Source organism: Rhizobium sp. AB2/73 (assembly GCF_020871915.1).
Lineage (GTDB): Bacteria > Pseudomonadota > Alphaproteobacteria > Rhizobiales > Rhizobiaceae > Rhizobium > Rhizobium dioscoreae.
This window is the reverse complement of the sequence record NZ_CP067074.1, coordinates 594,713-605,540: the sequence shown is the minus strand read 5'-3', so window position 1 is coordinate 605,540 and position 10,828 is coordinate 594,713. Positions and strand designations below refer to the sequence as shown.

At 55.2% G+C, this 10,828-nt stretch carries 9 protein-coding genes and 3 pseudogenes; 8 read left to right on the top strand and 4 right to left on the bottom strand.

Translation table 11 applies throughout. From position 1 onward, the window contains the following. Window positions 1–159: 159 nt before the first annotated feature. From I8E17_RS33895 to I8E17_RS33880, 4 genes and pseudogenes are all read right to left on the bottom strand, one after another. Window positions 160–1,047: pseudogene (locus I8E17_RS33895) on the bottom strand (IS3 family transposase); the annotation flags it as partial. 5 nt (window positions 1,048–1,052) lie between these two features. Beyond that, window positions 1,053–1,331 (bottom strand): annotated as a pseudogene (locus I8E17_RS33890) (IS110 family transposase); the annotation flags it as partial. Next, a pseudogene (locus tag I8E17_RS33885) lies at window positions 1,329–1,613 on the bottom strand (IS6 family transposase); the annotation flags it as partial. The pseudogenes I8E17_RS33890 and I8E17_RS33885, both read right to left, overlap by 3 nt. A 105-nt stretch (window positions 1,614–1,718) precedes the next feature. Continuing rightward, window positions 1,719–2,819: a LacI family DNA-binding transcriptional regulator gene (locus I8E17_RS33880; protein WP_209160085.1), complete on the bottom strand. Its 1,101-nt coding sequence runs from the start codon at window positions 2,817–2,819 to the stop codon at window positions 1,719–1,721. A gap of 205 nt (window positions 2,820–3,024) precedes the next feature. Here I8E17_RS33880 and I8E17_RS33875 point away from each other — a divergent pair, with 205 nt between their 5' ends. The 8 genes from I8E17_RS33875 (at window position 3,025) to I8E17_RS33840 (ending at window position 10,518) form a co-directional block, all read left to right on the top strand. Beyond that, on the top strand, window positions 3,025–4,251 hold the full coding sequence (locus I8E17_RS33875) for an ABC transporter substrate-binding protein (RefSeq protein WP_209160084.1): 1,227 nt from the start codon (window positions 3,025–3,027) through the stop codon (window positions 4,249–4,251). Between the two features lie 97 nt (window positions 4,252–4,348). Beyond that, window positions 4,349–5,245, top strand: a complete 897-nt coding sequence (locus I8E17_RS33870) for a sugar ABC transporter permease (RefSeq protein ID WP_209160083.1) — start codon at window positions 4,349–4,351, stop codon at window positions 5,243–5,245. Further along, window positions 5,245–6,135 carry a carbohydrate ABC transporter permease gene (locus I8E17_RS33865; RefSeq protein ID WP_209160082.1) on the top strand — a complete coding sequence of 297 codons (891 nt, stop codon included), beginning with the start codon at window positions 5,245–5,247 and terminating at the stop codon, window positions 6,133–6,135. The genes I8E17_RS33870 and I8E17_RS33865 overlap by 1 nt, the downstream gene beginning before the upstream one ends. A 3-nt stretch (window positions 6,136–6,138) precedes the next feature. Continuing rightward, the gene (locus I8E17_RS33860) at window positions 6,139–7,251 is read left to right on the top strand and encodes an ABC transporter ATP-binding protein (protein WP_209160081.1); all 1,113 of its coding nucleotides are present in this window, start codon (window positions 6,139–6,141) and stop codon (window positions 7,249–7,251) included. 36 nt (window positions 7,252–7,287) lie between these two features. Continuing rightward, complete coding sequence (locus I8E17_RS33855) at window positions 7,288–8,142, top strand: DUF1080 domain-containing protein (RefSeq protein WP_209160080.1); 855 nt, start codon at window positions 7,288–7,290, stop codon at window positions 8,140–8,142. 2 nt (window positions 8,143–8,144) lie between these two features. Beyond that, window positions 8,145–9,146: a Gfo/Idh/MocA family oxidoreductase gene (locus tag I8E17_RS33850; protein WP_209160079.1), complete on the top strand. Its 1,002-nt coding sequence runs from the start codon at window positions 8,145–8,147 to the stop codon at window positions 9,144–9,146. Next, the gene (locus I8E17_RS33845; RefSeq protein ID WP_209160078.1) at window positions 9,143–10,048 is read left to right on the top strand and encodes a biopolymer transporter Tol; all 906 of its coding nucleotides are present in this window, start codon (window positions 9,143–9,145) and stop codon (window positions 10,046–10,048) included. Before I8E17_RS33850 ends, I8E17_RS33845 begins: the two co-directional genes overlap by 4 nt. 14 nt (window positions 10,049–10,062) lie before the next feature. Beyond that, window positions 10,063–10,518: a heme-degrading domain-containing protein gene (locus tag I8E17_RS33840; protein WP_209160077.1), complete on the top strand. Its 456-nt coding sequence runs from the start codon at window positions 10,063–10,065 to the stop codon at window positions 10,516–10,518. Window positions 10,519–10,828 lie beyond the last annotated feature (310 nt).

Below are 10,828 nucleotides of genomic sequence, written 5' to 3'. Positions count from 1 at the left end.
ACGTCTAATTATGTTAAACAGCCTTTGGGACTTATCATCGGCTGGAATCACTAGAACATTCGGCGGCCTTCTGGTTCGATCCCTCGCAAGGCGGTGGCGATTTTGCTTCTGAGGTATGTTGATGCCTGAATAGCCCCGAGTTTCGTAGACACCCTCGGGTTAGATTTTCTGCTGCTTCTCGAACTCGACGGGCGACAGCATCCCGTTCCTGACGTGTTTGCGTTTCGGGTTGTAGAACATTTCGATGTAGTCGAACACGTCCTGGCGTGCTTCATCGCGTGAACGGTAAACCCTGCGACGTATCCTCTCTCGTTTCAGAAGATTGAAGAAGCTCTCGGCCACCGCATTGTCATGGCAGTTGCCGCGTCGGCTCATCGAGTGAACCAGATTGTGGTGCCTGAGGAACGAGGCCCAGTCCATGCTGGTAAACTGCGAGCCCTGATCCGAATGGATCAGCGCCTTGTCTTTCGGTTTGCGTCGCCACACCGCCATGAGCAGAGCCTGCAATACGACGTCCGTGGTCTGTCGGCTCTGCACCGCCCAGCCGATGACCCGGCGAGAATAGAGGTCGATGACAACCGCAAGGTAAGCGAAACCTTCGTAGGTTCGAATGTAAGTGATGTCCGTGACCCAGGCCTTGTCCGGAGCTGCTACGTCGAATTGCCGGTCGAGCTTATTATCGACGACGACAGACGGTCTGCCGCCATAGATGCCGGGACGGCGTTTATAGCCGATCTGCGCCTTTATTCCGGCGAGACGCGTCAGGCGCGCGACCCGGTTCGGGCAGCACATCTCTCCCTGATCGAGAAGGTCGTCGTGCAGCTTGCGATAACCGTAGACCTTGCCGCTCTCTTCCCATGCCTTCAGGAGCAGATCGGTCTGTCGCTTGTCCTCATTGGCTCACCTGCTCAGTGGGTTCTTCAGCCAGGTGTAAAATCCACTCGGGTGAACCCGCAGAAGGCGGCACATCGTCCGCACCGAAAACTGCAAGCGATGCAAAGCAATGAACGCGTACTTCACTTTGCATCCCTGGCGAAATACGCGGCCGCTTCCTAAGAAACACAGTCCCCAGGCGCCAGGGGTGAGAGATCATAGCCCATAGACCGAGCGCGGCGTTGGAGATTCGCAATGACACGGCCACGATGGCGCTCAGCATAGGCAGCAGCGCCTGGATCGCGATACACCATCCCATAACGCAGCGCATTGTAGAAAAGGACGGCAATCTTGCGTGCGGTCGCCGTGACGGCTTTCTGTTTTCCAATACGCCCTGCCAGCCGCCGGTAGAATGCGCCAAGTACAGTGTCGCTGCGGCCGAGCGTGGTCGCGGCCAACCACCATTTCTTCCCTTTGAACGTCACCACCACCTCATCGAGCTGCCACTTGTCGGCAAACTGGCCTCGTGAGCAGCCCCGGTGCGGATGTGCGAACTTCAAGCCAAATTTCGCCGCCCATTCCACGACGGTCTGGAATGAGACGGCGATGCCGCGTTCCGCCACCAGATCCTCGACGTCGCGGAAGCTGAGCGGAAAACCATAGTAGAACCAAACCGCATCGGCGATGATCTCGGCGGGAAAGCCATGGCGTCTAAAGTGGGCGGGCGGGGCTTCGGTCATGACAAGCCGTCTATCAAGCCCAGCCCAACCACGCGGTTAAGGCGACTTCATCCGTGAACTCATACCCGTGTAATTGTCGACATTGCTGGGAAATATGCTGACTGGCTAATCGCCCGACCATCTGAAGTTCGCGGAAATCGCGACAGCGCCTGGGTGTCCGCGTTGGTAGGTTGGTTGGCCTATCGTTGAAGAATGACCGGGACGCGAGGTGCTCTCTCGGACGACGAGTTCTCCGGGTAGTAGATTTAACGTCGGCGCGGGAAGTTTGGTGCCCACTTCCATTAACTGGACCAAGCGGGAGACTGCAGCTTTCGCAAGAGCTGCGCCGTCGTTCTGAACGCTCGTGAGTGAGGTGTGAGAAAACTTTCCAAACTCGATGTTGTCATATCCAACGATAGAAAGCTGTTCGGGAACTGAGATCCCATTGTCTTGTGCCCATCGCATAGCCCCCAGACCATAAACGTCCGAGCTCGCAAACAGCGCCGTCAAATCAGATTGGCGGGCTGATAGCTTCTTCATACCATTGTAACCTGCTTCCATGCTGAAACCGTCTGGTTCGACAATCTGCCGCTCATCGAGGGGGATGCCGTGGACGCGATGGGCATGCCTGAAACCATCGATCTTAAGCGGCTTCTCATTGAGTGGACCAAGCGCACCTATTCTGGTGTGCCCCAAGGCAATCAGGTGTGTAGTGGCATCAAAGGAAGCTTTGAATTCGTCCACCCCAACGCAATCAAGACCAGTATCCCGCATGCCGACCAGCATGACGATCGGAAAATTTCGCGCCCTCAGTCTGTGGAGATGGTCAAGGTTCGTGTGATCGACAGGATAAATGAGCAAGCCATCTACGCCGTGCCGACGAAACATCTCAATCGCAGCAGTTTCCTGTTCGGGCGTACTGCTTGTGGCGAACAAAACACCGTAGCCGCGCTCGGCCATCTCGCGCTGGAGCTCGGTGGCGACCGCGGTGGGCTGCGGGTTTGTAAGATATTCAAGGAGCATCCCGACCGTGTTGCTCCTCTTCAATACCAGTGATTTCGCAGAGTTATTCGGAATGTAGTCAAGTTCTGATGCGGCTTTTGCAATGACATCGCGTGCTTCCTGCGAGATGCGAGTACTGCCGCGAAGCGCCAGCGAGACAGTGTTTGTGCCATATCCCGTCTTGGCTGCAATATCAGCCAGCGTTGTTTTCCTTTGCCCCGTCATACCAGTCCTGTCCTCCCACACACCTACGATTCTAAATAAACGACACGAGGCCTATTGCAAACCACATGTAGTAACGCTACTACATTTACATGGCGCATCGTTATTGCACAACGGGCTCCGGGGTTCCTTAAAGAGGATAAGGCATCCAGAAGATCGGCCCACGCGTGTGGGTTAAAGATTTCCATTTCTTGAGGAGGAAGATGGAATGCATGCATTTATGAAATCCGCACTGCTTGGATTAACCCCCACACTTTTATCGACTGCCGCATTCGCTGAAGACAAAGACCTCAAAGTAGAGGTCTACTCGAACCTGGTTTCGGGTGGCGAATCCGCCGCGCTCAATGCGATTGCGGGCGCTTTTGAGGCCAAGGGCGGCAAGTGGATCGATTTTGCTGTTCCCGGCGACTCCACCGCCCCCGCGGTCTCGCGTATCGTCGCTGGTGACCCAATGGGCGCAGCAAAAATGCAGGCGACCGATCTGGATGAACTTCACGCAGCAGGACTCATGGCTGAAGTTGACGAGGTCGCTGCTGAAGGTAAATGGAAAGACCGTCTTCCGGATTTCGTCTGGGCTTCGATCACACGAGATGGGCATGTCTATGGTGCGCCGATCAACTCGCAATCGGAAGTTTGGCTCTGGTACAACAAGAAAGTGTTCACTGATCTCGGCCTTCAGGAGCCGCAGTCTTACGACGAACTATTTGCCCACATGGACAAGATCAAGGCTGCGGGCATTATTCCGTTCGCAGTCGGGGGCCAAAAATGGCAGCTCGCAATTCTGTTTTATAAGATTCTTGCGGGCGTTGCGCCTGATGCCTACCTTCAAATGCAGACAGACGATTACGAAACCGCCGTGAAATCGGAAGGTTTCAAAAAAGCTGCCGAAATCTTTGGCCGCCTCCGGCAGTACGACGATGAAGGGAGCCCCGGCAGACAGTGGAACGTTGCTGTCAACATGGTGGCGACGGGCCAAGCCGCAATGATGGTGATGGGTGATTGGGCAAAGGGCGAGTTCACGGCAGCCGGTCTGACTGCCGATGTTGAGTACGGATGCATGCTCGGCCCACAGAACGACGCAATCATCCTGACCGGTGACATGTTTCTGTTCCCAAAAGACGACGCTGAACGAGCTGGACAGTTGCTCCTTGCTCAGACGATGCTCGAACCCGAAACTCAAGTAGCCTACAACATCGCCAAGGGATCCATGCCCGCCGTCCTGGATGCTGATGTCAGCAAGATGGATGCCTGTACGCAGAAGGCCATGGCCGTTGTGAAGGATCCTGCCAAGCGTCTTCCAGGCCTCTCCTATGTCATGTCACCTGACAGACGCACGGGACTGCAGGACGTGATTGGCCAGTATTGGAGCGATGAGAAGGCAACTCCAGATAGCCTCGTCTCTGGGGTGCTACAGACCTTCCAGTCAACGAACTAGCCCTCCGTCTAGTTCGCGCCGGCGGGTTATTCTCCCAGCCCGTCGGCACTCCCAATCACAGCATCGTCCTTCTGGCGGTGCCTTGATGGAATCCGCTATGACCTTACCTCCACGACTACGCAAATTGCCTGCCGTCCTTGCGATGACGCCGACAATCTTTTTCGTTGTTGTTGTCCTCTGTTTTGGCCTTGCCTGGACAATCTGGACTTCGTTTACGGCATCGAAGCTTCTGCCAACAAACAGCTTCGTTGGCATGGACCAATACGTTCGTCTTTTCGCATCAAACCTATGGCAGGCTTCGATCGTCAACGTCTCCGTGTTCGGCCTTCTATTCATCGGTGGATGTCTCACGCTCGGCTACGTGCTGGCCGTGCTTCTCGATCAGAACATTCGTTTTGAAGACGGATTTCGAACCATCTTTTTAATGTCCGCGTCCCTGAGCTTCATCGTGACCGGAATCGTGTGGCAGTGGGTGCTTGATCCCACTTACGGAGTTCAGGCTGCGGTCCGTGGCTGGGGCTTTGAAGGATTCAGGTTCGACTTTCTGACACGACAGGATACCGCAATCTACGCTCTTGTGGGTGCTGGCGTCTGGCAGGCTACCGGGTTGGGTATGGTCATCATGCTTGCCGGGCTGCGCGGGATTGACCAGGATATCTGGAATGCTACGCGTATTGATGGCGTGGCCAAGTGGAAGGTCTACGTTCACGTCATTCCGGCAATGATCCGACCAATGATAGCGACTGCAGCCGTGCTCCTCTCGCTTACGGCCATCAAGATATACGATCTCGTGGTTGTCATGACAGGCGGTGGTCCCGGTACTGCGACTGAAGTCCCCGCGAAATACGTCATGGACATGCTTTTCCAGCGATCAAACCTCGGTCAGGCGACCGCTGCGGCCACCATCATGCTGCTTGCGATCTGCCTGCTTGTTGGCCTCCCGTTTGCCATTATTCATTTCCGTCGCAAACGCAGTGCAGGAGGAGCACATTGATGGACAGCGCTACGTTAATTCCCGAGGGGCGAAAGCCTCGACAGGTCTCGGCTTCTCGGATTGCACTCTACGTGTTCCTGGCTCTGACAGCCGTGTTCTTCCTGCTTCCCGTCTACGTAATGGTTGTGACCTCGTTGAAGCCGATGGCCGAAATACGAACGGGAAACATCTTTGCGCTGCCACAGGCGCTCACGTTCGACGCTTGGATCAAAGCATGGTCCGGTGCCTGCACGGGTCGCGTTTGCGAGGGCATGCGGCCGGGTCTTGTCAATTCGTTCAAGATCGCAATTCCGGGAACGCTGTTTCCCTTGCTGCTCGGTGCGATCAATGGCTATGCACTTTCGTTCTGGCGCTTCAAGGGAGCGAACCTGATATTCACACTGTTGCTCGTCAGCACTTTCGTACCGATCCAGGTCTTCATTTTTCCTCTCGTTCGGATGATGACGGCAACTGGTCTGTTCGGGTCCCTAACAGGTATCATCCTGATCCACACAGGCTTCACCTTGCCGATCATGACGTTGCTGTTTCGCAATTTTTATGCGGCGGTGCCAGAAGAGATGTTTAGTGCAGCCCGGATCGATGGTGGCGGGTTCTGGTCGATATTTGCCTTCGTACTTCTCCCCATCTCAACTCCGATCATCATTGTGGGTGTGATCCTTCAATTCACTGGGGCGTGGAATGATTACCTCTTTGGTCTGATTTTCGCGGGCCGCGAGAACCAGCCGATGACCGTTCTTCTCAGTTCCATCGTGACCAGCCAGTACGGCGAGAAGGAATACAACGTGAACATGGCGGCGACCATGCTGTCGGCCGCTATCCCACTCCTTGTCTATTTCGTTTCGGGGCGCTGGTTCGTCCGCGGGATTTCCGACGGCGCATTGAAGGGATAAACAATGTCAAAAGTTACCAATGGTGGACGCACCAAGGGCGTCTCGGTTCGCAACCTCAACGTCTCCTACGGCTCCCTGAGCGTTATACGCGATCTGAACATCGAAATCGAACCGGGCGAGTTCATCGTTTTGCTCGGCGCGTCCGGATGTGGCAAGTCTACACTGCTGAGTGTCATCGCTGGGCTCCGGGATGCCAGTGGCGGGCAGATCTGGATTGGCGACGAGAACGTCACCTGGCATGAGCCGAAGGATCGCGACATCGGAATGGTCTTCCAATCCTATGCGCTTTATCCGCAAATGACGGTTCGGGGAAACCTGTCTTTCGGGCTTCGCATGACCGGAGGCGACAAGGCTACGATCGAAAAGCGCGTCGCCGAAGCGGCTGAGGTGTTGCAACTCACGCACCTGCTCGACCGCAAGCCCAGGCAGCTTTCAGGGGGACAGCGGCAGCGCGTGGCCATCGGCCGTGCCCTTGTTCGTCAGGCGAGCGTGTTCCTCTTTGATGAGCCGCTCTCCAATCTCGATTCCAAACTCAGGACTGAACTGAGATCCGAGCTGAAGCGTCTCCACAAGCAACTCGGCGCGACAATGATCTTCGTAACACATGACCAGATTGAAGCTCTCACCCTCGCTGATCGGATCGCCGTAATGGAAGGCGGTAAAATCCGCCAGTTCGGGACCCCCAAGGAGATATATCGTCATCCGGAAAATCGTTTCGTGGCAGACTTCATAGGCTCGCCTGGAATGAATTTTTACGACGGTGAAGTTCGATTTCGCGGAGCAGAGCCTCGCTTCATTGGAGACGGTTTCGATCTTCCACTGTCGGGATACGAATTTGCCGCAGCGTTGACCGGGCCTACCAAGGCGGTTCTGGGGGTACGCCCGGAACATGTTAGAACACGACTGACTGGACAAACGCCTTTCCGTGCAACAACGCCAATTACATCCGTCGAACCAATGGGGGCAGAAACACTGCTAGTCGGTCGTCTGGGTGCCAATCCGCTAGGGATCCGCGTCGATACCCTACAAGGCCTTGATGAGGCTTCCGATGTCGAATTCGAGATCGACCCTTCGCTCGTCTCACTCTTCAGCGCAGGCTCAGGGCAGCGGCTCTGATTAGCAACCTCCACTAAAATTAACAGGATTTATATCATGGCTCACACTGATGAGACTGGTTTCGTTTCGCTCTTTGACGGCAAGACCCTCGACGGATGGTTCTCTACACCCCGCACGTATGGCCAGATGTGGCCAGGCGGACCTACGATCCAGGAAGCCCATCCCGGATCGATACCTGATGACTACAATGAGCAGGCGCCTAAGCATGAGGCTGTGTGGACGGTGGAAGACGGTGCCATCGTTGGCCGCCAGGATGAACCCGGAAGCGGCTGGGGCGGTTATCTGCTGACTGAAAAGACCTATGGGGACTTCGAGCTTCGTTTCGACGCTAAGCCCGATTGGCCCGCCGATACGGGCATCATGCTTCGAAAGAAGCCCGACACATTCCACGGTTTCCAGGTTCTGCTCGACCACCGCAAATCAGGCTCCATCGGTGGTTTTTATGGCAACGGCATCAGTGGCTTTCATGCGGTACCGTTCGCGCTCGATGTCAAAAACGACGCAAGCGGGAATCCGATCGGCCTAAAAGATGATGATCCCGCGACCTCCATTGAAATCTTCACCCAAGAGAAGCGAGACCTCCTGACCGAATATTGCAGCGTCGAGCAGTTTCTTGATGTCTGGAAATTCAACGACTGGAATTCATTCCGGATCGTCTTTGTTGGCGCAAAGCCAAAAGCGTCCGTCTACATCAATGACCTGCTTATCGCCTCGACAGACTTCGCCACAATGAAATTCCCGAACTACGACGCTGACGACGTGGCGGAGTTCCTTGGCCCCAAAGGCCATATCGCGTTTGAGGTGCACGACAACGACAAGAAGCTTGGTGAGGGTCGATGGGGCCGAACCGCGGCGTGCCGTTGGCGTAACATTCGCATCAAGGAGCTCTGAGGATGAAGGAGGAAATCGACATCCGTTGGGGTATAGTTGGACCAGGCTGGATCGCCAGCCTGTTCGCCGAAGATCTGGCGCACACACCAGGGTCAAGATGTGTTGCGGTTGCGTCCCGTGACCTTGGTAGAGCAAAGGCCTTTGCCGAAAAGCACGGCATCGACAAAGCGTATGGCGACTACGCAGCAATAGCAGCGGATCAAGATGTCGACATCGTCTATATCGCAACGCCGCATAGCCACCATCACCAGCATGCCAGACTTATGCTCGAGGCTGGCAAGCCACTGATGGTCGAGAAGCCGTTTGCGATGAATGCCGTGGAGACAGAGGAGATTCTGACACTGGCAAGCGAGCGAGGTCTGTTCGTGATGGATGCCATGTGGACCTTGTGCAACCCGTTGTTTCGCACACTTGCTGCGCGGGTTGAAGCGGGTGACATTGGCACGCCCCGCGCCTTTACTGCCTCGATTGGCCCAATGGGTGGTCCGAAGAACTCACGCGTGTCCGATCCCGAGCTTGGTGGCAGCTTTACGCTTGAGTGCATGGTCTACCCCATGAACATTCTCGCAGGGCTTGCTCCCAATCTTCTGACATCCCCCAATATTACGGCATCGGCTCGATTGACGGAACGCGGCGTCGACAGTGCATCAGCAATTCTGGTGAGCAACGCTGAGGGACACGCGGTCATGTCTGGAGGCTTTGTTCCCGGAGCGGGAGGCGCAGACATTTCCACATTCCGACTTATCGGGGACAACGGCTGGCTGTCTGTCACAGACAACCTTTTCAATCCAGGTAGGGCTCTTCTGAGTTCGGGAGATAAGGAACCAGAGGAAATTATCGAGCCTGCCAGCCAAGGGCGTTACCGCTGGGAGATCGAGGAAGCTGCAAATTGCCTTCGTGAGGGTTACAAGGAGAGTTCCCTTGTTCCACATGATCTGACTTTAAGTGTGATGAAGCTCCTCGATCAGGCTCTCATCCAAACGAGAGGACGCATCTTGCCATGAGTGTTCCACTGCGAAAACTAGCGCCAAATCAGGTATGTCAGATCTGGATCCATGACACAGCGACCGGAGACAATCTGTTGCTGTACGAAACGAAAGAACTCCTTCTGGAGGCTCCGAACTGGAACCTAGATGGTGACACCCTCATCCTCAATGGGGATGGGCATTTGTGGCGTCTTCCCCTCTCCTTGCCTCACCTTGAACTCATACCCCTGAGTGGCCTTCCCCCGGTGAACAACGACCATGTGCTCGATCCGGATGGCGAACATATCTTTGCCTCGACGTATGACGATTGGCAAATCTACCGAGCACCTTTGGATGGCGGCGAAGCTGTGAAGATCTCCGGCCGAGAGGGTCCTGAAAACCTGCTGCATTTCTTGCACGGCGTTTCGGCGGACGGGAGGCAACTTGCGTTCGTAGGCGTTGAGGCTCAACTCGTTGATGGACGGCTTTCGTTTCAGTCTGCAGAGATTTGCACACTCGGTGCCGATGGCAAGGGGTTTCAGCAGATCACATCTGGCGGTGTTCCAACGGATGGTCCGGAGTACAGTCCGGATGGAGCATGGCTTTATTTCAACACCGAGGCTTTCTCGGGCCATGCCCAAATCGCTAGAATGCGTGTAGATGGAACTCAAACCGAGCGGCTGACCGAAGACGAGACTGTCGACTGGTTTCCTCATATCTCCCCGGACGGCCAGAAAGCGGTATACCTTGCCTATCCTCCTGGTACGCGGGGCCACCCAGCCGATCTGTGGGTTGAATTAAAGTTGGTTGAGGACGATCAATGGTCTAAAGCCAAAACCGTTGCCCGTCTTTTCGGAGGGCAAGGGACGATCAACGTCAACAGTTGGTCTCCGGACTGCAAACGTTTTGCGTTCGTTGCCTATCCTATCAATGCCTCGTGAATGGATGATTTTTGATGACCTACACTTTGGAGAGCCTCGCCACCGAACAACAAGAGCTTCAGCTCGAAAGGTTCGACTACGATTTTGCATGGGCTCTCGGACAAGAAATTCGCGCACGGGCAAGCGCTGAAAATGCGCCTGTCGCGATCGAAATCAGTCACGGTCTATCCCCGGTGTTCACGACCCTGCTGCCCGGCGCAACCATAGACAATCTCGACTGGACCGCGCGCAAACGGGCAGTTGCGCATCGTTTTCACAAGAGCTCGCTTGCGGTTCGACTTGAGGCGGAGGCAGGGGGCTACGATTTTAACGACCGTTTTCGCTTACCAAACGACAGCTTTGTAGCGAGCGGAGGTGGCTTTCCGTTGATAATGCGCGGCGGCACTCTTATCGGAACCGCCTGTGTCAGTGGCTTGCCAGATACTGATGATCATCGATTGATTGTCGAAGCTCTACGGGCTGTTGCGTGAAAGCTGACCTTACCTGAACCGGTCAGCCAAGAGGGGAGTGCGAGCCGTATATGGAGCGGTTCTTCGAATAAAATCGCGATTAGTATCACCTTCCTTCGATGCCATGCGGCGCAGATCCTGGTTGAATTCGCAGTCAAAATTGACGTGGGAGCTAGCTAGGGACAGGACCCCCTAATTCGTGATTGCTGTACTTCTGACTGGCCCGTCACGGCGTTGGTCGACAGAAAGACCTCGACCCGTGGCGCTTAAGCCAACTATACCGCCGCGTTGGAGTTTCGAATGCAACGGATTGACCCAAAATTTAGTGCCC

What these genes read in the sequence shown, in the direction of transcription:
- I8E17_RS33880 (WP_209160085.1), bottom strand. Translation starts at nt 2,819, where the DNA reads ATGACGGGGCAAAGGAAAACAACGCTGGCTGATATTGCAGCCAAGACG.
- I8E17_RS33875 (WP_209160084.1), top strand. Translation starts at nt 3,025, where the DNA reads ATGCATGCATTTATGAAATCCGCACTGCTTGGATTAACCCCCACACTT.
- I8E17_RS33870 (WP_209160083.1), top strand. Translation starts at nt 4,349, where the DNA reads ATGACCTTACCTCCACGACTACGCAAATTGCCTGCCGTCCTTGCGATG.
- I8E17_RS33865 (WP_209160082.1), top strand. Translation starts at nt 5,245, where the DNA reads ATGGACAGCGCTACGTTAATTCCCGAGGGGCGAAAGCCTCGACAGGTC.
- I8E17_RS33860 (WP_209160081.1), top strand. Translation starts at nt 6,139, where the DNA reads ATGTCAAAAGTTACCAATGGTGGACGCACCAAGGGCGTCTCGGTTCGC.
- I8E17_RS33855 (WP_209160080.1), top strand. Translation starts at nt 7,288, where the DNA reads ATGGCTCACACTGATGAGACTGGTTTCGTTTCGCTCTTTGACGGCAAG.
- I8E17_RS33850 (WP_209160079.1), top strand. Translation starts at nt 8,145, where the DNA reads ATGAAGGAGGAAATCGACATCCGTTGGGGTATAGTTGGACCAGGCTGG.
- I8E17_RS33845 (WP_209160078.1), top strand. Translation starts at nt 9,143, where the DNA reads ATGAGTGTTCCACTGCGAAAACTAGCGCCAAATCAGGTATGTCAGATC.
- I8E17_RS33840 (WP_209160077.1), top strand. Translation starts at nt 10,063, where the DNA reads ATGACCTACACTTTGGAGAGCCTCGCCACCGAACAACAAGAGCTTCAG.